21 protein-coding genes are annotated in these 24,316 nt (G+C 61.9%); 8 read left to right on the top strand and 13 right to left on the bottom strand.

The features are described from left to right. Positions 1-63: 63 nt before the first annotated feature. The 3 genes from CLH61_RS13330 to CLH61_RS13320 form a co-directional block, all read right to left on the bottom strand. Complete coding sequence (locus CLH61_RS13330; RefSeq protein ID WP_099615250.1) at positions 64-1,350, bottom strand: S8 family peptidase; 1,287 nt, start codon at positions 1,348-1,350, stop codon at positions 64-66. A gap of 263 nt (positions 1,351-1,613) precedes the next feature. Next, positions 1,614-2,270 carry a YiaD family glycine zipper/OmpA-like lipoprotein gene (locus CLH61_RS13325; protein WP_099615249.1) on the bottom strand — a complete coding sequence of 219 codons (657 nt, stop codon included), beginning with the start codon at positions 2,268-2,270 and terminating at the stop codon, positions 1,614-1,616. Between the two features lie 31 nt (positions 2,271-2,301). Further along, positions 2,302-3,327 (bottom strand): alpha/beta hydrolase, encoded by a 1,026-nt coding sequence (locus tag CLH61_RS13320; RefSeq protein ID WP_099615248.1) that lies wholly within the window; start codon positions 3,325-3,327, stop codon positions 2,302-2,304. 121 nt (positions 3,328-3,448) lie between these two features. Here CLH61_RS13320 and CLH61_RS13315 point away from each other — a divergent pair, with 121 nt between their 5' ends. Further along, a complete protein-coding gene (locus tag CLH61_RS13315; protein ID WP_099615247.1) occupies positions 3,449-4,354 on the top strand; it encodes an alpha/beta hydrolase in 906 nt (301 codons plus the stop codon). Positions 4,355-4,381: 27 nt separating this feature from the next. Here CLH61_RS13315 and CLH61_RS13310 read toward each other — a convergent pair whose 3' ends face one another. From CLH61_RS13310 to CLH61_RS13295, 4 genes are read right to left on the bottom strand one after another with little or no spacing between them, the layout of a single operon-like run. Then, positions 4,382-4,660, bottom strand: coding sequence for a GIY-YIG nuclease family protein (locus tag CLH61_RS13310; protein ID WP_099615246.1), 279 nt, complete (start codon positions 4,658-4,660; stop codon positions 4,382-4,384). Beyond that, a complete protein-coding gene (locus tag CLH61_RS13305) occupies positions 4,657-5,538 on the bottom strand; it encodes a DMT family transporter (protein ID WP_099615411.1) in 882 nt (293 codons plus the stop codon). The genes CLH61_RS13310 and CLH61_RS13305 overlap by 4 nt, the downstream gene beginning before the upstream one ends. A gap of 13 nt (positions 5,539-5,551) precedes the next feature. Then, positions 5,552-6,985, bottom strand: a complete 1,434-nt coding sequence (locus CLH61_RS13300; protein WP_099615245.1) for a sigma-54-dependent transcriptional regulator — start codon at positions 6,983-6,985, stop codon at positions 5,552-5,554. After that, a complete protein-coding gene (locus tag CLH61_RS13295) occupies positions 6,985-8,562 on the bottom strand; it encodes an ATP-binding protein (protein ID WP_099615244.1) in 1,578 nt (525 codons plus the stop codon). The genes CLH61_RS13300 and CLH61_RS13295 overlap by 1 nt, the downstream gene beginning before the upstream one ends. Positions 8,563-8,793: 231 nt before the next feature. Between CLH61_RS13295 and CLH61_RS13290 the strand changes: the two genes are divergently transcribed. Continuing rightward, positions 8,794-9,183: a DUF4168 domain-containing protein gene (locus tag CLH61_RS13290; RefSeq protein WP_099615243.1), complete on the top strand. Its 390-nt coding sequence runs from the start codon at positions 8,794-8,796 to the stop codon at positions 9,181-9,183. A 114-nt stretch (positions 9,184-9,297) separates the two neighbouring features. On the opposite strand, the gene CLH61_RS13285 is transcribed toward CLH61_RS13290, so the two are convergent. Genes CLH61_RS13285 through CLH61_RS13275 form a run of 3 tightly spaced genes read right to left on the bottom strand, consistent with a single transcriptional unit; the run spans position 9,298 to position 12,309 of the window. Next, positions 9,298-10,098, bottom strand: a complete 801-nt coding sequence (locus CLH61_RS13285) for a mechanosensitive ion channel family protein (RefSeq protein ID WP_099615242.1) — start codon at positions 10,096-10,098, stop codon at positions 9,298-9,300. A 12-nt stretch (positions 10,099-10,110) separates the two neighbouring features. Continuing rightward, positions 10,111-11,436 carry a hypothetical protein gene (locus CLH61_RS13280; protein ID WP_228152639.1) on the bottom strand — a complete coding sequence of 442 codons (1,326 nt, stop codon included), beginning with the start codon at positions 11,434-11,436 and terminating at the stop codon, positions 10,111-10,113. Positions 11,437-11,469: 33 nt separating this feature from the next. Continuing rightward, positions 11,470-12,309, bottom strand: a complete 840-nt coding sequence (locus CLH61_RS13275) for a 23S rRNA (adenine(2030)-N(6))-methyltransferase RlmJ (RefSeq protein WP_099615241.1) — start codon at positions 12,307-12,309, stop codon at positions 11,470-11,472. Between the two features lie 199 nt (positions 12,310-12,508). Between CLH61_RS13275 and CLH61_RS13270 the strand changes: the two genes are divergently transcribed. From CLH61_RS13270 to CLH61_RS13250, 5 genes are all read left to right on the top strand, one after another. After that, positions 12,509-13,804, top strand: a complete 1,296-nt coding sequence (locus tag CLH61_RS13270; protein ID WP_099615240.1) for an imelysin family protein — start codon at positions 12,509-12,511, stop codon at positions 13,802-13,804. Between the two features lie 4 nt (positions 13,805-13,808). Next, complete coding sequence (locus CLH61_RS13265) at positions 13,809-15,239, top strand: di-heme oxidoreductase family protein (protein ID WP_099615239.1); 1,431 nt, start codon at positions 13,809-13,811, stop codon at positions 15,237-15,239. Between the two features lie 9 nt (positions 15,240-15,248). Further along, positions 15,249-16,283, top strand: a complete 1,035-nt coding sequence (locus CLH61_RS13260) for an imelysin family protein (protein ID WP_099615238.1) — start codon at positions 15,249-15,251, stop codon at positions 16,281-16,283. 12 nt (positions 16,284-16,295) lie between these two features. Then, complete coding sequence (locus CLH61_RS13255) at positions 16,296-17,390, top strand: DUF1513 domain-containing protein (RefSeq protein WP_099615237.1); 1,095 nt, start codon at positions 16,296-16,298, stop codon at positions 17,388-17,390. Between the two features lie 81 nt (positions 17,391-17,471). Next, on the top strand, positions 17,472-18,782 hold the full coding sequence (locus CLH61_RS13250; protein ID WP_099615236.1) for an MFS transporter: 1,311 nt from the start codon (positions 17,472-17,474) through the stop codon (positions 18,780-18,782). Between the two features lie 10 nt (positions 18,783-18,792). On the opposite strand, the gene CLH61_RS13245 is transcribed toward CLH61_RS13250, so the two are convergent. Continuing rightward, entirely contained in the window at positions 18,793-20,046 is a 1,254-nt protein-coding gene (locus tag CLH61_RS13245; protein WP_099615235.1) for an MFS transporter, read from the bottom strand. A gap of 192 nt (positions 20,047-20,238) precedes the next feature. Here CLH61_RS13245 and CLH61_RS13240 point away from each other — a divergent pair, with 192 nt between their 5' ends. Then, positions 20,239-20,856 carry a TetR/AcrR family transcriptional regulator gene (locus CLH61_RS13240; RefSeq protein WP_099615234.1) on the top strand — a complete coding sequence of 206 codons (618 nt, stop codon included), beginning with the start codon at positions 20,239-20,241 and terminating at the stop codon, positions 20,854-20,856. Positions 20,857-21,428: 572 nt separating this feature from the next. On the opposite strand, the gene CLH61_RS18355 is transcribed toward CLH61_RS13240, so the two are convergent. Together CLH61_RS18355 and CLH61_RS13230 are read right to left on the bottom strand one after the other, a co-directional pair. Then, a complete protein-coding gene (locus tag CLH61_RS18355) occupies positions 21,429-22,976 on the bottom strand; it encodes a thrombospondin type 3 repeat-containing protein (protein ID WP_143752152.1) in 1,548 nt (515 codons plus the stop codon). Positions 22,977-22,995: 19 nt separating this feature from the next. Beyond that, a complete protein-coding gene (locus CLH61_RS13230; RefSeq protein ID WP_099615233.1) occupies positions 22,996-24,057 on the bottom strand; it encodes an OmpA family protein in 1,062 nt (353 codons plus the stop codon). Positions 24,058-24,316 lie beyond the last annotated feature (259 nt).

Raw genomic sequence — 24,316 nt, 5'->3', positions numbered from 1 at the left:
AGAGATTAGCACCCGCCCCCGTCACCCGGAAGGCCTCTCGCACCTCCCGGGTAGCGGTCCGGGTTACCGGGGAACGCGCAGCAGCAGGTTGGGAGATCCGGCGTTGATGCCACTCAGCACATTGACGGTGGCCAGAGCATCCAGGTCACGACCGACCTGGTCCGGGGTCAGGCCCGGATAGCTGGCCAGCAGCAGAGCAACCGCGCCGGCGACATGGGGCGATGCCATCGAGGTGCCACTGATGGTGTTGATCTCGGCGTCGCTCTGGTACCAGGCCGCGGTGATATCGGAACCCGGCGCGAAAATATCGAGGCACGAGCCAAAGTTGGAGAACGACGAGCGCTCATCTTCACGGGTGGTACTTCCCACCGTGATAGCCTCCTGCACCCGATTGGGGGAGCCGTTACAGGCATCCGCATCGCTGTTCCCCGCGGCCACCACGAAGGTCACACCGGCCGCAACGGCACCCCGGACTGCGGCATCGAGAGCTTCTGAGTCACCGCCGCCCAGGGACATATTGGCAACGGCGGGCGCCCGATGGTTGGCCGCCACCCAGTCCACCCCGGCGATGACGTCGGCGTTACTGCCGGCACCGGAACAATCAAGCACCCGCACAGCAGCCACCGAGGCTGCCTTTGCGACACCGTAGGTGGTTCCGACCGCTGTGCTCGCCACATGGGTGCCATGGCCGTTGCAGTCCGTGGTGTCCGCCGGATCGGTCTCGCCGCCCACATTGAGCAGCGACCCGATCAGCGGCAGGCCGCCCAGCCCCAGCAGGCCGGTATCATTGACCGCAAAGTTGCGTCCCTCGATTACCCGGCCGGAAAACTCCTGGTGAGACGACCGCAGCCCGGTATCGATGATATAGACATTGGCACCGCTACCCGCGTTATCCGGATACTGGTAGACCTCATTGAGCGGCAGGAACGTCTGGTCTGAACGGTCCAGCCCCCAGGTCGCGCCGGTCTGGGTAGCACTTGCCAGCACCACCTGATCCGGCTCTATCGCGCGCACTCCCGGCAAGGAGGACAGCATGGCCGCCTGCTGCGCGGAGAGGCTAACCGCGGCGCCGGTCATGGCCGACTGATACAGGTGTACAATGCTGCCCCCGCCCACCGCCTGCAGCAGGGCGTTCACGCCGGCGCGGAGGTCGGCCAGCCCCAGTAGTTGCGGCAACGCCGGATCGAGGGTCACGATATAGCGGCCCGGCACAACATCACCCACTTTCACGGCCTCCGGGCTTGCCAGGGTATCGTCATTCAAAACGCCATCGAACAAACCGGCCTGGGCGGGAGTCGCCGCCAGCAGGGCAGCACTGAGACAGGTTGCGCTCAACATTCTTGTCAGCATCGGATTCGCTCCTATTCATTATTGTCGTCACGGGTTCGCATCGTCGCCCAGTAAAACGACTGAGGACCCGGTAACGTTCCGCGAAATAGCCCCGATCTCCATGCATAATGGGCCATATTCGGTCATTTTTCGCGAAGTTTAATGAATTGCTGACCCACAACAAAAAAAGCCCGCCTCCCGAATGCCGGTAGGCGGGCTTGTTCAGCGGCCGGAAGTCTCCGGCCGGTTGTTACTGCATCGGCACTCTTACTGCATCAGCATTTTTACTGCATCGGGACCAGGGTCAGCTCAACGCGGCGGTTCTGCTCGCGGCCGGCTGCGGTGTCGTTGGAGGCTACCGGGTAGCGCTCGCCGTAACCCACGGCACGGGTACGGGCCGGGGCAATGCCCTGATTGAGCAGGAAGTCACGCACGGAACCGGCACGTTGCTCACTGAGCAGCTGGTTGTAGCTGTCGGCGCCAGTGCTGTCGGTGTGGCCTTCAACCTGGATGATGGTCTTGTCGTACTCTTTCAGCACCAGGCTTACAGACTCCAGCGTGCCGGTGAATGACGGCTTGATGGAAGACTGGTTGGTGTCAAAGGTGATGTTGCCCGGCATGACCAGTTCGATCTGATCGCCGTTACGCACCACACGGACACCGGTACCTTCGAGCTTGCGACGCAGCTCGGCTTCCTGCTTGTCCATGTAGTAGCCAATACCACCACCCACGGCCGCACCGGCGGTGGCGCCAATCAGGGCACCCTTGCCGCGGTCGCTGCTGCTGGAGGTAGCCGCACCGATGGCGGCGCCACCCAGGGCACCGATAATGCTGCCTTTGGTGGCGCTGGAGGTTTTCTCTTCGCCAGTATACGGGTCATACGTCATACAACCGCTGAGGGCTACAGTGGCCACTGCGAATGCCAGAACAGTCTTCTTCACAATTGTTCTCCTGCAAATCGTCACTTTAATGTCAGCAAGCCTCCGAGAGAGCACCTGCATGGTCGTTGCTGAACGTGCCAATAATGGTATTGAACACCGTTGCCTGCAAATCCTGGGCTTCGTTCACCAGATGGTGACGCCCGTCCGGAATTCTGAGCTCCTCAACCGAGGAGAATTTGTTGCGGATAATCCGCAGGTTGTGCTGCCAGTCAACGGTGAGGTCCTTCTCACCCTGCACCACAGTGACCGGGAAGTCCACCGGTCGGGCGGACTCAATATGAGGCACCCATTGCCGTAATGCTGTGACCCAGTCCACATGAACCGCACGGGCCTGCAGCGGATCGTGCTCCCGCAGGAAACGCAGAAACCGCGAGTTACCGCTGTTCTCCCCAAACACCCGCCGCCAGCGGGTGATAAAGGGCCGCACCAGACTGTGCAGCACCTTCGCCCCCAGCCAGCCCGCAGGACGGACCAGCGGCGCCAGCAAGACCACCCGGCGAAACTCCGAGGTCTGCTGGTTGTGGTGGTTGGACAGCAGGTAGTCGATGAGGATGGCACCACCGGTGCTCTGCCCCACCGCATACCACGGCCCCGCCACTTTACCTTTCGCCCCCGCCATGACATCGCATAACACCGCCTGGTACTCGGTGAAGCTGCCGATGGCAGCCGGCGTTCCGCTGGACAGGCCATGGCCCGGCTGGTCATAGGCGAGCACGTCAAAGCCGGCGCCCAGGCAGCGGTCAATCAACTGGCTGTAGAGCCCTACGTGGTCAAAATACCCGTGCATGATAAACACGGTCCCCCGCTGGCTTCCTCCGGTCGATGCCGGCTGGCGGTAATAGTGAACCACCACCCGATGTCCGCCAGCCGCCAGGTAGCCCTGCTGGTAGCTGACTTGTGGATGCTCCACCCACAAATCCAGGCCGTAATACCGACAGTAAGCGGTTGCTTCCTCACCCGGCGCCCGTACTTCGGACGGATCGAAGGGTTTCAGCTTTGCAATCAAAGAGCTTCTGTCCCAGTCGGGTATGTCTATGTTATCTGTTTTCCAGTACACGTAGAGTTACACGCCTGTCATGAATCAAGTCATAAATGGGTTTATAGACTAGCATATCAGCTGCACCGGCAGGCGACTAAAGCCGCCTCCCGCTATCCTGCCACCTGAACGGAGTACCCAGATGCTGCAACACGTGTTGGAAGCCACCCTGCGCCAGACCATGCAACGGTTGGTGCGCCCCCTGCTGACACCCGCCGTGCCGGTGCGGGTACAGCGCATTCTGACACGCCAGGCCTACCGCAGCTCCATACCACCCCGGGGCTGTCACTTCGAGCAGAACAGCATCGCCGGCGTGCCGGTGACCCGCACCCGTTATGGCTCCGCCCAAACGGCTCCCTCGGGCCAGGTCATTCTCTATCTTCATGGTGGTGGCTATATCATCGGCTCTGCCACCACTCACCGCGGCATCACCGGCCACCTGGCCCGGGCATCGGGCGCGCTGGTGGTCACCCCGGATTACCGGCTGGCTCCGGAACACGTTTTTCCCGCGGCACTAGACGACGCCCTCGCGGTCTACCGCGGCCTGATCGGGGAGGGTTTCCCGCCGGCGGCCATTGCCGTTGCCGGCGACTCCGCTGGCGGGGGCCTGACCCTGGCGCTGGCGATGCGGCTGCGGGACGAAAATCTGCCGCTGCCCGGCTCGCTGGTGGTGTTTTCGCCCTGGACCGACCTGAGCCATAGCCAGCTTTACCGGCCCGACTGCGAACCGGTGTTGCAGGCCGAATGGATTGAGAAAGCGGCCCGGCTCTATTGCGGCAACGAGGCCCGCAGCAATCCACTGATCTCGCCGGTCTTTGGTGACCTGTCCGGACTGCCACCACTGCTGATCCAGGTGGGTAGCCAGGAAATCCTGCTCAACGACGCTACCCGCCTGGCGGAGACCGCCAAACAGCAGAACGTCGATACCACCCTGGAGATCTACAACAGCCTCTGGCACGTGTTCCAGGTGCATGCCGGTCAACTGAGTCGGGCCACCCGGGCCATCGAAACGGCCGGTAAACACATTCGCCGTCACATGCCACTGTGATCTGTCGTCACCGCGACATTCCGGTGCTCACCCCTGCAAGTGCGAGATATCCAGCTCGCCCCGAACCAGGGCATCCTTGCGGGCGCGGGACCAGCGTTTGAGCCGCCATTCCAGCCGCGACGCCTCGGCGCGATCGGCCACCGGGGCGCTGAACACCAGCTCCAGCGGCCCCTTGCCCCACAGGCTCCGTGCACCTTTCGGAGCGCCGGCCTGATGCTCGGCGAAGCGCCGGTCCACATCCGTGGTGATGCCGGTGTAGAGCGTGCCCCGCGCCGTGCGGATTATGTACAGATGCCAGCCCGTCACTGCGCCGCCTCCGCCAGTGCCCGCCGGCTGCCATGCTGCTGCAGCCAGAGCCCCGAGACAATCAGCACCAGGCCGATGTAGGTGGACGAGAGAATGGTCTCACCGAGAATCAGCGCGATGAAGACCAGTGACAGGAAAGGCGAGATGAAGATCAGGTTGCTCACCCGCGCAGTGTTTTCGGCCTTTTTCATCGCCCAGGACCAGAGCACAAACGCTATACCCATTTCGAAGACACCAACATACACCGCGGCGGCAAACCCGCTGCCGGCGTCAAAACGGAAGCCATCGGTCAGGCCGCAGATGGCCCAGATTACCGGCAGGCCGAACAGAAAGTTCAGCAGCAGCCCCACCACCGGATCGCGGCGGTCGCGGGTTGCAATAATCCAGTAGGACGCCCATATCAGGGTACTTCCGATGGCGAGACCAACCCCGAGCGGATCGGAGAATTCCAGGCCCAGCACGTCGCCTCGGGTGGCAATCACTACCACCCCGCTGTAACAGATCAGCCCGGCCACAATATCTGCCCGATGCAGCCGCTGGCCAAGAAAAGGGACCGACAGGTAGGCCAGCACCAATGCCCAGGTGTAGTTTATGGGCTGGGCCTCCTGGGCCGGCAGGCGATCAAAAGCTCCAAATAACAGGAAGTAATACAGACAGGGGTTGATCATCCCCATCGCCATGGACTGCATATACTGGCCGCGACTGAGGGCAAACACCTGCCGCCAGCGTCCCTGCACCACCAGCACCAGCGCCATGACTGCCACCGATGCCGTGCAGGCAATGGCCATCATCTGCACAGGCGACAGCTCCCGCAGCGCCAGTTTGAACGCTGTCGCCACCGTCGACCACAGCAGCACGGCACCAAGACCATACAGCATGGCCTGCTTCTGATCAGCGCTCACCAGTTTCCACCTCTCCCTCTCCCACTCCCACTCCCTTGCGCATCACCGTTCCTCCGGCCTCAAGCCAACGGTAGAGCGTACGGCGGTTGACTCCGAGAATCCCCGCCGCGCGCCGCTTGTTGCCGTCCACCGCAGCCATCACCCGGGCCACATAATCGTTCTGGAGCTGTTCCAGGGTGGGCCATTCTGCCAGACTCGCCGCCTCAAGTCCGGCGCGCGGGCTTGCCGCGGTGTCTGCTGTGGCTTGCCGTTGCCGTACCCGCGCCGGCAGGTGTTCAGGTTGCACCACACTGCCTTCGCAGAAGGTTACCGCCCGCTCGATGGCGCTGGACAACTCCCGCACGTTACCGGGAAAGGGGTAGTCGGTCAGGGTGACCAGGGTTGCCTCCGCCAGCTGCATCGGTCCGCGGCCATGACGCCGGGCCGCTTCCTGCAGAAAGTGCATGGCCAGCAGTTCCACATCGTCATTGCGCTCCCGCAGGGGCGGCACCGGAATTGCCAGGGTCTCCAGGCGATAGTAAAGATCCTCGCGAAACACCCCCCTGGCCACGGCATCCAGCAGGTCTACATGGGTAGCCGCCACCACGCGAACATCCACGCTCTCCTCTTGGTCAGAACCCACCGGCTTGATCGTACCTTCCTGCAGCACCCGCAGCAGCTTGGCCTGCAGCGGAAGCGGCATCTCGCCAATCTCGTCCAGCAACAGGGTGCCACCGTCGGCCTCGGCGAACAGCCCGTTGCGAGCCTGCCGGGCGCCGGTAAACGCCCCCGCCTCATGGCCGAAGAACTCGCTTTCCATCAGTTCCTGGGGAATACCCGCACAGTTCACCGCGACAAACGGTCGCTGCCGGCGGTCGCTTTCCCGGTGGATCGCACGGGCCACCAGCTCCTTGCCGGTGCCGCTCTCACCGTTTATCAGCACCGCCGCCGAACTCCGCGCCACCTGGCGGATTTCGGTGCGCAGCCGTTGCATCACCGGGCTTTCACCGATCAGCCCGAGTGAACCTCCCGCCTGTGCCTGGGAACGATAATGGGCCAGCTCGCTGGTCAGTGATGCCTGGTCAAGCAGGCGGCGCACCTTCAGCCGCAGATGATCCGTCGACAGCGGCTTGGTGAGGAAATCGTCGGCACCGGCCTTGAGCGCCTCAACCGCCTGGTCCACGGTGCCGAACGCAGTGATGATAATCAGCGGCACACGATGACCGGCGGCCTGCAAACGGGCCAGTAACGTCAGGCCGTCACCATCCGGCAGGCGCAGGTCAGACACCACCAGGTCAGGCAGTGCCGGCGTTATTGCCGCCACCGCCTCAGCCAGATTGCCGGCCGTGGTAACGCCATAGCCATCAAGCTCCAGTTCCTCTGCCAGCAGGGTCCGCAGGCTGACATCATCCTCAACGAGCAAAATGTGTGGGCTGGCCGCCATTACTGATCCTCCTGAGATTTAACGATTTTGGGCCAGAAAAGACTCATCCGGCAGCCTCCCAGGGGGCTGTCGCTGACCGCCGCACGCCCCCCATGTTCCTTGAGCACACTGCCCACTACTGCCAGCCCCAGGCCGGTGCCCTCGCCCGCCGGCCGGGTACTGAAAAACGGCTCGAAGACCTGGTTACGGTGGTCCGGGGCAATGCCGTCTCCGTCATCATCCACACACACCTCCCAGCAGTCCTCGTGCTCCCACAGGCAGACCTCCACCCGGCCCCGGGCTGCCTGGCAGGCATTGCGGATCACATTCAGGCAGGCCAGCTCGAGCCGGGTGGGCTCTGCCGCAATCTCCGCCCGTACCGCCAGCCCCTGCGTGGTGATCGCAGTGGCGCAGCAGCGCGCATCGTCACCCAGCCGGTTCAGCAGGCCGCGCAGCACCGCGGCAAGGTCGGTGGGCCGGCGGGAATCGGGCACATGGCGGAAGCAGTCCAGCAACTGCTGGATGATCCGGGTCATCCGGCTGACCTGATGGTCAATGTCGTCGAGATGGCGTTGCTGGCCCTCAGCCAGGCCACCGCGACGAAGAATCGCAGAGCGTCCCTGAATGACATTGAGCGGGGCGCCGAGCTCGTGCGCCACGCCACCGGCGACCCGCCCGATCATCGCCACTTTTTCCTGGTATTCCAGGCGGCGGGCCAGGTCACGCTCACGCTCCACCCGGGCGCGGATCTCCTGCTCGGCGAGGGTCATGCGCTCGCCCATGTCATGGAGGCCGTCATGGATCTGCCGTAATTCCCGTGGACCGGAAGCGGGCTCAAGCACACGCCAGCGCCCCGGCGTCATCCGCTCCATGATCACCAGCAGCCGGTTCACGTGGCGGCCCACCGTGCCATAGTGCCCCAGCACCACCACCAGGATGACCAGCACCGACAGCATCGACCAGATACTCACCGCCCAGATCCGGCTGGAGGCCAGCAGGCGATGGAAATCACTGCGCTTGCGGGTGATCTGCAACAGTCCCTGGATCCGTCCGTCATCCGCCACCAGGGGGGTGAACTGGGAAAACACCGACACCCCGTTGACCTGCCGGAACGCACCCCCGAGCTCGCCGCTGGCAATGGCCTTGCCGGCACTCTCGCTGCGGGTGACGTCGGTGTCGGCCACCCCCAGCGTCGCCACCAGTTCGCCACGGGCATCGAACACCGAAGCACCATAGACACGACCAATCCGGAAGATTGACTCAAGGGACTCCCCCATGACGATGTCATCGCCCTCCGACATTGCCTGGGACAAGGGGCCGCTGACCGCCCGGGCCACCAGTTCCAGGTCCTCCTGCAACCGCTGGTTGAGATTACGCTCCACGGCCGCCAGCCCCAGATAGATCGCCACCCCGCTGGCGATGATCAGCGGCACCACAATACTCAGCAGCAGGGTGAGCCGGAGCGAGCGGAAGGTCGGCAACTGCCCGAGCCTGCCCAGCAAGCGACGGTGGCCAGCAGTTTGCGTAGCGGTTTTGGCAGAGGGGGTGGCTGCGGCACAGTCACCGGTATCGACAGAGGGGGATGGGGGCGAAGACATGGCAGCAACTCCGACAAAGTGTCCCACACCAATGCCACATGTGGCATTTTGCCTCAAGTCAGATTACCGAACCTTAACTGAACAAAATTTTTAACTATCTGTTTTCAGTACATTTAATGACAAAACAACAAACTGGCACGGTACTTGTTTGGTCACTGCCACCAACAGCAATCGCTGACATTCGCAGTCGTTGAAAGAGAACGACGTTATTGCAAAGCAAGAGGAGATGTTATGAACAAACTTCTTACTTCCCTGACCGTATCCATGGCCCTGCTTGCTGCCGGTCCGGCTCTGGCCCAGCAAAACCCGAAACCCGCTGACCAGGGCTCCGGCTACAGCGAGCCCTCAGCCGCCGGCACCCAGGACACCAATTTCAATGACGAACAGCTGCGCAACTTCGTCGAAGCCCAGCAGGGCATCACCGAAATTCGCGACGAGTACATGGCCAAGATCGAAAAGGCGGGCTCCCAGGAAAAAGCCCAGGAGCTGCAGATGGAAGCCAACGATCAGATGGTAACGGTCATCAAGGACGCCGGACTGGATATCCCGACCTATAACTCCATTGCCACCGCGTACAACAGTGAGCCAAAGGTTCGCAACCGTGTTGACGCCCTGATGTAAGCCGGCATACCGGCCAGAAACTGCTGCAACTGTCACTTGCCCCGTTTTTACGGGGCTTTTTTGTGGGTTCGGTTACCCTTCAGTTACCCCGCCGCCCTGACCATGGCCAGCCGGTCAGGACACCGCAACGGGCACGGTGGTGAACTGCAGGCCTTCGGCAGTAAGCGCCTCGGCGCCGCGGCTGGTCAGTTCGGAGATAAAGCGGAACTGATCCCGCGGATCCAGCGGATAAGCCTTGATGAGGTAACGCATGCCGTGCTCGCTGTTACGGACATGCACCAGGATCGGTTGCCAGGTTTTTACCAGGGGGCTGGTGAACGCCACATCCCGCAGGAGCGCCATCACCCGCCGGACGTCGTGGCCCGGACGCAGGTGGAATTCCGTCACGCACATCAGGTTGTCGGAGCCGTCGTTGCCGTTGGCGATCAGTGCCGCCCACAGGGTGCTGTGGGGAATGATCACCACGTTGTCGTCCGGTGTCACAATCTCCGCCGCGCGGGTGCCGATAGAGCGGACTTCACCATACTTGCCATTGATCTCGATCCAGTCACCGGGTCGGTATGGCATCTCGTAGAGGGTAACGATCCCGGCTATCAGGCTGCTGACGTAGTCCTTGAAGGCAAAACCAAGCGCCAGGCCCAGGGCACCGAAAATGGCCACCATGTTCTCGAAGGACGGCTCGATCAGAATCGGCACCACCAGGATGATGGTCAGGATGATGATGAGCAGCCGCACCAGCGGTACCGAGGCCAGCAGATACAACTTCGGCTTGCCGCCCAGCTTGTGCGCCACCTTCGGCACAAACGTCTGCATCGCCATGATCACCAGGGACGCCACCACCACCAGGGCGAGGGCCTCCAGCAAGGCTTCCGAGGTCAGTGACGACAGTGCGCTTTTCAGTCCAAAGTCACCCATAGCTTACCCCTGTCAGAAATCATCGACCGGAAAACCCCGGGACTGCAGCTCCCGCCGGACCGCCGGATAACCCAGCGGCGTCACTTGCCAGTGCGTCCCGGAGCGTTCAACCAGATCGGCACGGGCCAGGGAATGGAGGGCCAGCTCCAGTTCCGGGGCATCAATCCCGGTGACGAGGTTTAACCGGTCCCGGGCCAACCCGTTGTGCAGCAGGATGGCGTGCAGGATCAGTAACAGATTGCGGGAACTGCCGGAGGGCACCACCGGCAGGCTCAGTTTGTCCAAGGACACCACCCAGCAGTCACAGGAACGGTGAGCCTTTGCCTTATTGTGACCGGCGGGTTTGGCGGCAGCGGGCGCGCCCTGAGTCTGCTGCGGTGTTTCCTGTTGCTGTTCCTGCTGTTGTTCCTGCTCCTGTTCCTTGCGATCCTCTTCCATCACCGCGTCTTCTGCCCGGGCCCGCAGGGAACGTTGCCAGATTGCGAGCGCCACTCCGGGGATACCCCTGGACAGCGCCGCCAGGTCCCGCAGGAACCGGCTGGCCCGGTGGTGATTACCGCCATCGTCGTCCGGTTCTCCCATCACCCAATGACCACTGTCGCCCATGCGGGCCCGCAGGGTCGGCTTGCGACCGCCGGAGGGCAGCGACGCCAGCCAGAGCTCCAGGGCCGGGCCATCAACCGGCGCCAGGGTCGCCGGCGCGAAATGCATCTCCGGCAGATAGCGGGCCCAGAACACCCAGCACCAACTGGAACATCCCACAATGCCATCACCGGCGCGCCCGTCGGCCAGGCGGGTCAGCAGTTCCCGCACCAGTGCCAGGCCGGCGCGGTGACGCAGCCAGAACTCCGCCAGTTCCGCCAGCACCCAGGGTTGATCCAGCGGCTGACTGTCCCACCAGCGCCCGGCCTCCTCTTCCGAGAGCAGCAGGTTGGTCGGGGGCTCGAGCAGGTGCCGGCCAGTATCGGAGGCGACCAGTTCCAGCTCCCGGCGAATCCCGGAAAACGGCGGTGTCACCAGAATGCGCGGCTGCCCCGACGGCAGGCCGTCTCCCCAGCACTGCTCCATCGCCCCGGCCAGCGCCGTTGCCCGCACCGCCTGATCGGGCTCGGGAGCCACCCGTGCCAGCCGTTTGCCGCTGAGTACCGGCATGTCATCCAGGTTTTCGAATGCCTGCTCATGGGGCGCCATGTTCTCCCACAACCGGCTCCAGACATGGCGAATGGCATCGCGGATGGAGCGCCTGACCGACGTCTCGGGCAGCCGCCAGTCACTCAGGCCGATCATGCCCCCCGGCAACGCGGGGCTGCGGTTCTCTGTTGTTTCTTCTGCCGCCAACCACCTTCTCCTTGCGAGGGGACAACCCCGGCGTTATTCCACCACCAGCCAGTCTGAGCGCAGGCTGGCGTCGAGGCAGCCTGGCCGGCACACCTCCGCCATCATGGCGTCAAGCCGCTGGTCAAAACCCCAGGGCGGATTGACCACCAGCATGCCGGACCCGACCATACCCCGCTCCGGCGGCGTATCCAGCATAACCTCGTTGCGCCACACCTTGCGGACCGGACCACCCAGGATGCCATCCAGCAGGGCCTGATGCAGCCCGGACGTCAACAGGGGATACCAAATAAGATAGACGCCATGACGGCATTTCTGCCACGCCTTTTGAACAGTCCGGGCGACATCGGCGTACTCGGACTTGATCTCGTAGGAGGGATCGGTCAGCACCAGCAACCGGGGCTCTGCCGGCGGCAGGCAACGCAGCAGCCCCTGCAGGCCGTCTTCCCGCCGCACGCGCACCGCCCCGGATCTTGCCCAGTCATCAAGGCGATCGCCTTCCGAAGGATGCAGTTCGAAGGCGGTGAACGAATCCTGCGGCCTGCGCCCCCGCAGGAACCACTCGGGGGACCCCGGATAACGCTGTACCCGCTCCCGGTTGCCGTTCAGATCCCGCAACGGGGCCAGCATGGCCTGCCAGTCATCCGAAACCAGCCGCTCCCGCACCGACCACACCCGCTGGATACCGGAATCCGCTTCCGCCGTCTTGCGGGCGCGTTCGCTGTCCAGGTCGTAAAGGGCACTGCCGGCATGGGTATCAAAACAGGCAATCGGGGTTTTCTTGGCCTGCATCATGGCCAGTGCCAGGGTCAGTGCGGCGTGCTTCTGCACATCCGCAAAGTTGCCGGCGTGGAAGGCGTGTAAATAACTCAGCATATCGGGCTCCTGCTCTCAGGGGCCCATTAAGCCGCACTCTGCCGGAGCAGGCAAGCGGTGCGGGCGGGCCGGCGACTGCCCGCGGGGTACCGGACAGGCATTGCCAGCGACCGGTCAAACCCCCATAATACAAACGCTAATTACTCTCATTTATTTTTAGATAAAGCCTGAACCCACCCACCAGCAATGGAGCGCTTTCATGTCCACCCGGTTTCACCCACTGCCTTTAACCCTGGCTGTTTCAGCCCTGGCCTTCGCCGGCTGCAGTAACATACCTTGGGCCAGCGCCCCGGCAGAGCCCGCCACCAAAGCCTCGGTTGTAGAGCATTACGCCACGCTGGCCCACGCCAGCTACGAGGATGCCCTGACAACCGCGCGGGCACTGGACGCTGCAACCGACCGGCTGATTGCCGAACCCACCACGGCCAACCTGACTGCGGCCCGACAGGCCTGGCTTGCAGCCCGCGTACCCTACCAGCAAACCGAGGTATTCCGGTTCGGTAACACGGTGGTAGACGACTGGGAAGGCCAGCTGAATGCCTGGCCACTGGACGAAGGCCTGATCGATTACGTCAGGGCGGACGACTACCAGCATGAACTGGGCAATGCCGGCGCCACCGCCAATATCATTGCCAGTCACCGCCTCACCGTCGGTGGCGAAACCCTCGACGTCGCGCAACTGACCCCGGAACTGCTGGCCAGACTGAACGAAGTGGGCGGCTCCGAGGCCAACGTGGCCACCGGCTATCACGCGGTGGAATTCCTGCTCTGGGGGCAGGACCTGAACGGTTTCAACAACGGTGCGGGTGAGCGACCGGTTACCGACTACGCCCGGGGATCTGACTGCACCCACGGAAACTGCGAACGTCGCGGCCAGTACCTGGATGCCGTGACCGACCTGCTGGTTGCCGACCTCGAATGGATGGTCGCCCAGTGGGCTGAAGGTAATGACGGTAACTACCGTGCCCGGCTGACTGCCGCCAGTGCCGACGAAGGCATCCAGAAGATGCTGTTTGGCATGGGGTCACTGTCCCTCGGCGAGCTGGCCGGCGAACGCATGAAAGTCGCCCTGGAAGCCAACTCCTATGAAGATGAGCATGACTGCTTCAGTGACAACACCCACAACTCCCACTACTACAACGGCCAGGGCATCCAGAACGTCTACACCGGAACCTACCGTCGCGTCGATGGCAGACTGGTCAGCGGCCCGTCCCTGTCGGACCTGGTAGAACAGGCCAATCCGCAACTGGATGAGCAACTGAACAGCCAGCTGGACGCTTCCATGGAGGCACTGGGGCTGATGAAAGCCCATGCCGAGAGCAGTCAGCACCCGATGGCGTTTGACACCATGATTGCCCCGGGCAACACCCAGGGCGCCGAGATCGTCAATAACGCAATCCTCGCACTGGTGCAGCAGACCGGCTCCATCGAGCAGGCGGCCCGGGAGCTCGGCATCGCGGCCCTGGCGCCGGACGATGCCGGCCACGCGTTCTGACCCGATGCGATCCCTGATCATCACCGGCGCCCTGGCCCTCGCCAGCGCGCCCTCTGTTGCCGAACCGCTTCAGCCTGCCCTCGCGGCGCCGACCCATGCAGGTTTTCCGCTGCAGGTCAGCCCGCTGAGTGGCGGCGAGGGTACCGTTGAGCAGGCGGACACCAACGCCTATTCGCTGCCCCAGGCCAACCTGTCGATGACCCGGCGGCTGGACTTCAGCGTCGGTAACAGCTTCTTCCGCAACCCCTGGGTGGAAGCCCCGGCCAGCACCGACGCCCGCGACGGCCTCGGCCCGCTGTTCAACACCAACTCGTGCCAGGGCTGTCACATCAAGGATGGCCGCGGTCACCCCCCGGCCGCTGGCGAATTCCCGGTGTCCCTGTTCCTGAGACTTGCCGTGCCAGCCGACCCGGAGCAGGACGCGGAAGTTCTGCGCCAACACGGCTTTAAACCCGCGCCCGTCTACGGCAGCCAGTTACAGACCGCCGCCCTGCCCGCCGCCAAGCCGGAAGCGGACCTGGTCACTGACTGGCAGCCGGTGCAGGAAACCCTTGCCGACGGTACGGTTATAGAGCTTCGCAAGCCGGTGTATCGCATCGAGAATCCGAACTATGGTCCGTTGCCGGACGATCTGCTGGTTTCGCCGCGAGTGGCGCCTCAAATGATCGGCATGGGGCTACTTGAGGCCATTCCCCTTGTGGACCTGAAGGCCCTGGCAGACCCGAACGATACAGACAACGACGGCATCTCCGGAAAGCTCAATCAGGTCTGGGACCTGGCCACCCGGCAGACCCTGCCCGGCCGCTTTGGCTGGAAAGCCGCTGAGCCGGATGTACACCAGCAAAGTATGGGCGCCTTTGCCGGCGACATGGGCCTGACCTCGTCCATCAAACCCGCCACCGATTGCACACCAGAGCAACAGTGTGGGCGTTTTACCCATGGCGGCGAACCGGAAGTCAGCGACAAAGTCGCTCACTTTGTCACCTTCTACGCCAGAAGCCTGGCCGTGCCCGCCCGTCGTGACCCGGACTCCGAATCCGTCCGGAAGGGCGCCCGGCTGTTCAACGAAATTCGCTGTGCCAGCTGCCATACCCCGAAACACCAGACCGGTGAGGTGGCAGACCGCCCCGACCTGAGCAACCAGACCATCTGGCCCTACACCGACCTGCTGCTCCACGACATGGGCCCTGCGCTGGCCGATGGCCGGGACGAATTCCTGGCCAGTGGCAACGAGTGGCGCACGCCGCCACTCTGGGGCATCGGGTTAGCCCAGGTCGTTAATCCGCAAGCCGGCTTCCTGCACGACGGCCGAGCCCGAACGCTGGAAGAGGCGATCCTGTGGCACGGTGGTGAAGCCCGGCCCGCGGCGGACCGTTTCCGGCAGATGCCAGCGCCAGACCGCACGGCCCTGCTCGATTTTCTGAATTCACTCTGAGGATCCGTAATGCATCCGATCACCAGACTGTTATGCGCCTCCGCCCTCGTCACGTGCTCAACCGTCGTCGTGGCGAACGCCGCCGACACCGGGGCCCGCACGCACTGGCACCAGGCCATTCAGAGCGGCTATGAGTCGCTGGCAACCGACGCGGCTGAGCTGGCTACTGTCGCAACCGGTTATTGCAACGAGCCAACACCTGAAAGCCGGGAGCGACTGCAAAGCGCCTGGCTCGACGCCTTTCTGGCCTGGCAACGGGTACGCTATGTCAATTTTGGTCCGGTGGAGAACAGCAACCTGTCCTGGCAGTTCCAGTTCTGGCCAGATCCGAAAAACCTGGTTGCACGCAAGGCGAGTTACCTGCTCGGCACCGACGAGCCGGTCACCGACGAAGTGATCGAGCAATCGGGCGTGGCGGTCCAGGGCTTTCCCATGGTCGAGTACCTGTTATTCGACGAACAGCTGAATGGCAGTGAAAATGCCCTTCCCGCTACCAGGAACTGTGAGGTACTGACAGCAGTAACGCGGCATATGAGCAGTAACAGCCGGACCCTGGCCGACAACTGGACGGCTTTCAAACCCCACTATCTCGAAACCGCCCAGTACCGGGATGCCACCATCAAAGCCGGCATGACGGCGCTCGAGATTCTGGAAGAACGCCGGCTGGCCCAACCCATGGGACTCAGGGGTAACGGCAAAAGAAACCCGTACATCACCGACGCCTGGCGCAGTGGCAACAGCCTGATGGGGGTGGAGGCTACCATAGTGGGTCTGCAACAGCAGTTTTTGCCGGGGCTGGTGACCTTGCTGGAAGCCGGCGGCAATCTTGCTCTCGCCGAACGTATCCGCCACCAGTTCGCCAGCGTGACAGAAAACTTTCCGCAGGCCCACGTACCGGTGACAAACCTGCTGGGCGACGACAGTCAGTTCCGGCTTTTGCAAAACCTGTATGTTGACGTTTCCCAGCTGACCACTCTGGTCAACGACGAGGCTGCCGTGGCTTTGGGGGTCGTTCGCGGCTTTAACTCCAGCGACGGTGATTAAACGGACAACCTCATGCAGATCAATCGAAGAACACTGCTGAAAACCACCCTCGCAGGCGGCCTGGCCGCCAGCCTGACGGGTTGTTCCCTGCTGCCGCGAAAAACCGGCCACCAACCGGAGCGCTATTCCGGTGCCATCGGCCTGCCGGATGGCAGCTTCGGGGTCAGCACCTTCGACCGGCGAGGCGACATCCTGTGGCAGGCACCCGTCGACACCCGTTGCCACAGCGGCTGCCATCGACCGGGACAACAGGACATCCTGTTCTCCGAACGCCGCCCCGGCTGGTCGTTCTATGTGTTCGATGCACACAACGGCAACCGCCGGCAGCGGATCAAGGCCGAGGCCGGGGAGCACTTCGTCGGCCACGGCGTGTTTTCACCTGATGGTCGCTGGCTGTACGCCACGGCCAGCCGGTACGAACAGGGCGAAGGCATTGTCGCCGTCTACGATGCCGAGCAAGGCTACCGGCGGATCAACACCTTCGAGCTGTCCGGTATCGGGCCGCACCAGATTACCCTGCATCCGGACGGCAACACCCTGGTGATCGGCCTGGGCGGCATCCTCACCCATCCGGACTACGACCGCATCAAGCTCAACCTGGATACCATGGAACCAGCGCTGATCCTGATGGACCGGCGCAGCGGGCAGGTTGTCGGCCGCTTTTCACCGACCCACCACCAACAAAGCATCCGCCATGTGGACGTCAGCCGGGATGGCAAAATCTATGCGGCCTACCAGCATCAGGGCCCGCTTTACCAGACACCCCCCTTACTGGCCCGGATCGAGAACCAGCAGCTGCGTGAATACCGGTTTGATGACGACACCCAGGCGTCGCTGGCCAACTACATCGCCAGCGTGGTTGCCCACCCGGAGAACGATCTGGTGGCGGCGGCCTCCCCTGTTGGCGGCACCGCCATCATTTTTCGCGGCAGCACGGGCGAGTTGGTGTCACGGGCGGCCATTACCGATTGCGCCGGCGTACAGGCTTTGGCGGGCGGCGATTTCCTGATCTCCTCAGGACAAGGCAAACTGGTGCGCCTGGCCGCCCATCAGCCGCCCCGGGAACTGGCCAGCCTGCCGGTCTGCTGGGACCACCACCTGGTCTGAGCCGAACCTCAACGCGCCCCGGCTTAAGGGCAACCCGTGTAACTGGTATGCTTGGCAAACAATTTCCCGGAGGGCGGCCACTTGCCAGCGACCAAAACCGACACCATCGACCAGCTCTACGGCCTGATTGCCAACGAAGAAGACGCCCGCGCCTGTACCGATATTCCGGACAGTGCCTGCCGCGAGGTACCCCGCAACTTCTTCCTGATCCTGGCCAGCAATGTCCTCACCAAACTGGGTGACCTGCTGATCAGCCCGAAAACCGTGCTGGCCTGGTTACTGGGTGCCGTAGGCGCCCCGGCTCTGGTGGCGTGGCTGGTGCCGATCCGGGAATCCGGTTCCATGGTGCCACAAATGGCCATCGGCGCCTGGGTGCGCCGCAAGCCGGTGCGCAAGTGGTTCTGGACCCTGGGCAGCTTTGGGCAGGCAATAAGCGTGGCTGCCATGGCCGCCAGCGTCTGGTTTCTGGAAGGTTACACCGCCGGTTACGGAGTGGTTGGCGGGCTGATCGTGTTTTCCCTGGCCCGGGGCTTCTGCTCAGTGGCGATGAAGGACGTTCAGGGCAAGTGCATTCCCAAAGGTCGCCGCGGCCGCCTGTCGGGCCTGGCCACTACCATTGGTGGCACGGCAACCGTGGTGCTTACAGTGCTGCTGTTCTGGAACCGGGGCGAGCCTTCGGTGGCCTTTTACGCCGCCCTGCTACTGATAGCGGCGCTGATGTGGGTCATTGCCGGGCTGCTGTTTGCCTCGGTGGCCGAGTACGATGGCGAAACCGGCGGTGGCGGCAACGCCCTCGGCGAAGCCGTGCGCAGCCTCAGCCTGCTGCGGGACGACCCGCCCTTCCGCCACTTCGTGATTACCCGGGCACTGCTGCTGTGCTCCGCCCTCGCTTCACCCTACTTTGTGGTGCTGGCCCAGAAGCAGGCCGACAGCGGCTGGCTGCTGGGAGTTTTCCTGCTTGCCAGCAGCCTGGCCAGCTCAGTCAGCGCCAGCGTCTGGGGCTGGATGGCCGATGCCTCGAGCCGCCGGGTGATGATCCGCGGTGGCGCCCTGGCCGCCCTGGTGTGCCTGGTGACCGGACTGATTGCGCTGTTTAGCGGCGAACAGGCCATCAGCATCTGGCTGTATCCCGCTGCGTTCTTTGTGCTGGGCATTGCCCATGCCGGCGTGCGCCTGGGCCGCAAGACCTATCTGGTGGACATGGCCGGAGGCAATAAACGGACGGATTACACCGCGGTGAGCAACTCGGTGATCGGCCTCCTGCTGTTGGTGACAGGAGGCCTGACTGCACTGCTCGGCCTGGTCTCGGAAGCGGCAGTCATCCTCGCACTGGGCCTGATGGGCACCGCCGGCGTGGTTTCGGCCCTGCGGCTTGAAGAGGTGAGCGGCTGACCCCGGACGGTCACACCGCCGGGCTTGCCGCCGGTAATGGCCGGCGACCACCCCAGACAATGACCAGCGCCGCCAGTACATTCAGCAGCCCTCCCAGCAGGAGGGCAGGACCATAGCTGCCAAAGGCCTCGCGAAGTACACCGAATAACGTGGGGCCGACAGACATGGCAAGTTGATTCAGGGTTGCCGCAAGACCAAAAACGACACCAAAGGAGGCCGCACCGAATTCCCGCCGGATAATCATCGGGGCCAGTGTGGTCACATTACCCATGGTCAGTCCGTACACAATGCTCAGCCCCATCAGCGACCAGGGCCCCGGAAACAGCGCCATCCCGGCCACAGACACCGCCGCCAGCAGCAGCACGCCGGCCCCGGTACGGCGGACATCCAGGTAATCCGCATAGCGTGCCAGCAGGAGTCGCCCGACAAAGGCGGCGACGGCCGCAGCAAACACCGCCGACGCCGCCCCACTCACGCCCAGCGCCGGAATCGCAATGCTCACATGGTGACTTACAAAGCCGACCTGAACCATCAATCCCAACCCAAAGGCCAGCGCATGGCTACGGAACTGGCGGGTGGCCAGAGCCTTCCGCAACCCCCAGGCACCGCTGTTAAATGGCTGCCCGGGCGGGGCCGCACCTTCACCCGATATCCCCACTGGCCCGAGACCATCCGGATTTTCGCCGATGTCCTGTGGTCGCGTTTTCAGGACGAAGGCGGCCAGTGGCCAGATCACCATCAAGGCGACCGCCGCAGCGATCAGGCCGGTCGTCTGGAAGCCCCACAGGCGGATCCCGCCCACCAGCAAGGGCGTACCGATCATGCCACCAATGCTGCCTCCCAGCATGGCGGTCGACATGGCCCGGCCCTGAAATCGCTCGAACCAGGGCGCCAGGGTACTACCAACCGTGTTGGTCGACAGGCACGCCATACCCGTACCCAGCACCAGGAAAACGGCATAGAGCTGCCACAGCTCCCGACAGTGCGGCATCAGTCCCACTGCCAGCGCCATGGCCAGGCCGCCGGTCGCAACCACCAGGCGGGGCCCGCGACGGGTGATGGCACGGCCAACGCTGACCATCAGCAGGGCGCTGAAGACGAAAGCGGTGGTCACCCCGGCCGACACCGTGCCAATGGAGAACCCGCGGGTGTCAGTCAGGGCGTAGACGTAGACACCCATGCCAAATATACCAAGGGACCAACTGATGGTGACCAGCAGCGTACAGGCGGCAACGATCCACCAGCCATAGAACATCGGTTTCATAAATACTCCCGTGAAAACACAGAATCCTGCCAACCCTGGACTTGAATTATATGACCGGTCGTCTTAAATTATCAACACGCGCCTGAGCGACCAACAACCGACGAAACCGCCCATGCAGGCTATTGCCGACAAGCATTTCCCATGGGCGGCGTTTAGAATGATCAATCGTTTACGGATCTGTGAGCCTGGTTAATGGAAGCACAATCTACCGGCGCCCGCCGAGGGCCCAAACCCAAGCCAGATGTGCGGGACAACCTGCTGCGTGCGGGTGTAGAGCTGTTCCACGCCCGCGGATACACGGCGACCGGCATCAAGGACATCGTGGCCGCCGCCCATGTCCCCAAGGGGTCGTTTTACAATTACTTCGATAACAAGGAGACCTTCGGGACCGAGGTTATCGACTTCTTTTTCGAGCGCCGGCTGCCGAAAATCCAGGCACTGCTGAGCAACCCCGACGCGCCTCCCCTGGAACGGCTGCGGCACTACTTCGAACTGCGGATCGACGGCTCCCGGGCAAGTGGCTACGTCAGGGGCTGCCTGCTGGGAAACTTCAGCCTGGAGGTTGCCGATCAGAGCCCGTTGATGCGGGAGCGGCTGGCCGTTCACTTCCGGACCTGGAGCCAGCTGCTGGAAACCTGCATCGAGGAGGCCCGGCGCACTGGCGCTCTTACCACCCCGCTGCCGCCATCGGTGCTGGCCCGGTTTATCCTGAACAGCTGGGAAGGCGCGCTGCTGCGCATGCGGGCGGAAAAGAGCGACCGCCCGCTGAATGAATTCATGACCGTGGTGTTCGGTACGGTACTGGTGTGAACGGCGTTACCGCAGCGGGAAACAGGAACCGGGACTGAGAAATCGTGAAAGCCCGGCAAATCTCATTACCCGGACTATAGTTATAAAAACGTCTTACCCTGCAAAGGACCGGAATTAAACCGGATTGTCGGGAACCCGACCTTTGCCTTATCCGTTTGAACTGACAATGGACGGAAAACAAGACGACAGGGACGTGTCGATTCGTAATGTTGTTGTTGATTCCAGAGTAAGGATTAAACATGCGAGCGAACACAGCGGAACAGCCGTCGGATGGTCTATCAACTCCCCATCCGGAAATCCAACCCTCCATCCTCCCCCGCCATCGCCGGGGCCGCGTCGCCGTCGCGGTTCTGTTACTTTTTGCCGGCCTGGCTGCCGTAAGCTGGGTTGGCGGTGAGTACCGCCATAGCGGGGAGGCTTTGCAGATTTCCTATCCGGCGGGTGATGAAGTGCGGAGTCGCTCAGGGAAATAGGCTCTCGCCTGATTAAACAGAGGCCCATACCTTCAGGGCGACAAGATCAGGCAAAGAAAAGGGCCGGCGAACCGGCCCTTCCATGAAACCCTCAGTAAATTAAGGGGTCAGCACTTCTATTTTACTTGCACAAACTGCACTCACCTGAATTTGCTCGAGTGCGGACACAAGAATAGAACTGCTATAGATCTGAACTGTGTCGAATCGTTTGCTGGTTTGCAGCAACAGATATGTTGTTTCATTGCCATCGAACAGGCCTGACAATCCAAGCAAATCAAGATCTGCATTAATGCCGCCACCACTGTCTTCCTGAACGACGCCGTCCAGAAGCGTCCGAACCGCAATGGAGCCTCCCAGCAAATCCAACTGCAGCAATTCAGGGCTCTCATTAAACGCAACGCCAATTACGTTAGCAGCTGGGTAAGCGAAGCCCGTTGTTGCAGCTACATTCAATCTGACCTCTGACGGAATCAAGAATCCCAGCAGACTTGTATTTGAGATCGTGGCAAAGTCCGTCAATGGTAGATTGACTACATTGGCTGGATTTTCAACGTCACACGTCAGATCTCCCAGCAGAGCGGAGCCAAGGCACGCACTTGAGTCAAACTCGGCAGTTGCCGCGATCAACGGGTCAGATGAAAGCATCGGCTCAAACTGCTCACCACTGATACCACACTCATAAAGTGCATTATCAACGGCATCACAGGCGTCGCCAAGGTTATCACCATCCGAGTCCAGCTGATCTGTATTCGCCACAGACGGACAATTGTCGCCACCAAGTTCGACCGGAATATTCAAATAGGTCAACGGATACTTGTCATCAACCGTGTCATTGTCCTGATCGGTATCACAGGCATCCCCTTCGCTGTCGCCATCGATATTTGACTGAGTCGGATTAGCTACAGTCGGACAATTGTCCCCGGTAACAACACCATCACCATCCGCATCAACTGGAGTTAATCCGTCTGTTTCACAGGCGTCGCCAACGCCATCAGTGTCATCATCCTCTTGAAGCGGATTCGGCTCCAACGGACAGTTGTCGCCGGGATCGCTGGCATCTAACGGATCCTTGACAGAGAATGTGCCATCTCCATTATCGATCTTATCGTCGACGCCATCATTATCGGCATCGGTGTCGCAAGCATCGCCCACGTTGTCACCGTCGCGGTCTGCCTGGTCCGGGTTTGCAACCAATGGGCAATTGTCATTGCCGTCCAGGGTTGGATCCAGGTCAGTGAAAACACCATCACCGCTACCCTGTTTGTCCGGTACACCATCTCCATCAGCATCCGTATCACAGGCATCACCCTTCAGATCCGCGTCTACATTGGACTGGTCCGTATTCGGAGTGCGAGGGCAATTATCTGCAAAGTTCAAGATAGTGTCGTTGTCAAAATCCTGATCATTGGATATTTCTGGATCGCACGCATCGTCGATGCCATCCGCATCGACGTCAACACCGTCATTAACAGTATCCGGACAGGAATCCTCGTTATCCGGAATACCATCGCCATCCGCGTCGAACACAAGTGTGTCACCGCCGATAGAGCCACTCGTTCCTAAATCACTATCCGACTTACACCCCGCCAGCGACAGCAACGCCGCCACGAGCACAATCAAAGGCCAGTTCAGTTTTTTCAGCTTCATCACAAACTCCCTCTACTGCTCACTCGGAGACAACGTTGAATTCGACACGACGGTTGCGCTCGCGGCCTTCGTCGGTGTCGTTGCTGCGGATCGGCTGGGATTCTCCATAGCCGCGGGCGGTCAGCTGATCGGGCTCAACGCCCAGGTCGATCAGGTAGTCGCGGACGGCATCGGCACGCTGCTGCGACAGTTGCTGGTTGTAGGCTTCGGCACCGACGCTGTCGGTGTGGCCGGCAAGCTCCACTTTCATGTCCGGCTGTCCCTTGAGGGCGTCGCCGGCGCGGACCAGGATGTCCTTGGCGTTGGCGGTCAGGCGGTTCGAGTTGAACTCGAAGGTGACGCCACGCAGCACCACGGTCTGCTTCTGATCGGTTTTGACACAGCCCACGGAATCCACTTCCAGGCCTTCGAGGGTATTCGGGCACTGGTCGACACCATCAACCACGCCGTCGTTGTCGGAGTCGGCAAAGCCCTGTTCCACCACGATGGGTTTCTCGATAACCGTGGTCTTCTCGACAATCTGGGTACGGGTTGCACCGATCGGCACGGTAACACCCAGGCTGAAATGGAGGTCGGAGAAATTGTCGTCAAAGGAATCGTAGAGGTAACGGGCATCGCCCCGCAGCCGGATACCGGACTGGGTCAGCGGCGAGGTCATCACGCCGAGACCGGCGTTGGCAAATCCGCCAAACTCGCTTGAGCGGTTATTCGCGACATCGTTGCGGGAGACGCCGCCACCTATGAGCGCATAGGGCGTAAAGCTGGCGTCGGCAAAGAACCGGTACGCCAGGTCAACGCCCAGCCCCTGCTGGTAGTAATCGGTGCCACCCGCCACGCCGGTTTCAATTACCCCGGAATAGAACTGGGGCTCCAGCCACCAGTGGCGGTCAAGACGGATACCATACAGGGCGCGAACAGCCGTGCCGTATTCATCGGTACGATCTTCATCCGGCTCGATGTACACCCCCATCAATGTGAATTCGCTGGTGTGCTGGACGCTCTCCGCGAGGACGCTGCTGCCAGCTCCCGCAAGCAACGCTCCAGCTACCGCCACATACAACGTTTTCCTTGGTTTTTGCATCCGCCGTTTCTCCTTCTCGGGTTGGCTCGGCACTGAGTAATATCCGGTTATAACGTTAGATTAAGATAAATTCATCAACAGGTGGTTGGCCCGATAAGCAAAGATCTGTGTCAGAGAGGCCAGACTCTGGCTGGGAGGGATAAATAAACTGGAACCATTCTCGTTTAACGATCGTGTCATCGTGTTAGCCGCTTTTTTACCTCTTATTTAGGGAGACTCTGAATAAGTCTCGAAATCAGAGATAATACGGCCATCGCCA

Origin of the sequence: Marinobacter profundi (genome assembly GCF_002744715.1) — a bacterium.
In the GTDB taxonomy this organism is placed as follows: domain Bacteria; phylum Pseudomonadota; class Gammaproteobacteria; order Pseudomonadales; family Oleiphilaceae; genus Marinobacter; species Marinobacter profundi.
This window is presented reverse-complemented; position numbering and strand designations above follow the sequence as displayed.

Coding starts and splice junctions, on each gene's coding strand:
- CLH61_RS13330 (WP_099615250.1), bottom strand. CDS start 1,350: ATGCTGACAAGAATGTTGAGCGCAACCTGTCTCAGTGCTGCCCTGCTG.
- CLH61_RS13315 (WP_099615247.1), top strand. CDS start 3,449: ATGCTGCAACACGTGTTGGAAGCCACCCTGCGCCAGACCATGCAACGG.
- CLH61_RS13305 (WP_099615411.1), bottom strand. CDS start 5,538: ATGCTGTATGGTCTTGGTGCCGTGCTGCTGTGGTCGACGGTGGCGACA.
- CLH61_RS13300 (WP_099615245.1), bottom strand. CDS start 6,985: ATGGCGGCCAGCCCACACATTTTGCTCGTTGAGGATGATGTCAGCCTG.
- CLH61_RS13295 (WP_099615244.1), bottom strand. CDS start 8,562: ATGTCTTCGCCCCCATCCCCCTCTGTCGATACCGGTGACTGTGCCGCA.
- CLH61_RS13290 (WP_099615243.1), top strand. CDS start 8,794: ATGAACAAACTTCTTACTTCCCTGACCGTATCCATGGCCCTGCTTGCT.
- CLH61_RS13285 (WP_099615242.1), bottom strand. CDS start 10,098: ATGGGTGACTTTGGACTGAAAAGCGCACTGTCGTCACTGACCTCGGAA.
- CLH61_RS13275 (WP_099615241.1), bottom strand. CDS start 12,309: ATGCTGAGTTATTTACACGCCTTCCACGCCGGCAACTTTGCGGATGTG.
- CLH61_RS13270 (WP_099615240.1), top strand. CDS start 12,509: ATGTCCACCCGGTTTCACCCACTGCCTTTAACCCTGGCTGTTTCAGCC.
- CLH61_RS13265 (WP_099615239.1), top strand. CDS start 13,809: ATGCGATCCCTGATCATCACCGGCGCCCTGGCCCTCGCCAGCGCGCCC.
- CLH61_RS13260 (WP_099615238.1), top strand. CDS start 15,249: ATGCATCCGATCACCAGACTGTTATGCGCCTCCGCCCTCGTCACGTGC.
- CLH61_RS13255 (WP_099615237.1), top strand. CDS start 16,296: ATGCAGATCAATCGAAGAACACTGCTGAAAACCACCCTCGCAGGCGGC.
- CLH61_RS13245 (WP_099615235.1), bottom strand. CDS start 20,046: ATGAAACCGATGTTCTATGGCTGGTGGATCGTTGCCGCCTGTACGCTG.
- CLH61_RS13240 (WP_099615234.1), top strand. CDS start 20,239: ATGGAAGCACAATCTACCGGCGCCCGCCGAGGGCCCAAACCCAAGCCA.
- CLH61_RS18355 (WP_143752152.1), bottom strand. CDS start 22,976: ATGAAGCTGAAAAAACTGAACTGGCCTTTGATTGTGCTCGTGGCGGCG.
- CLH61_RS13230 (WP_099615233.1), bottom strand. CDS start 24,057: ATGCAAAAACCAAGGAAAACGTTGTATGTGGCGGTAGCTGGAGCGTTG.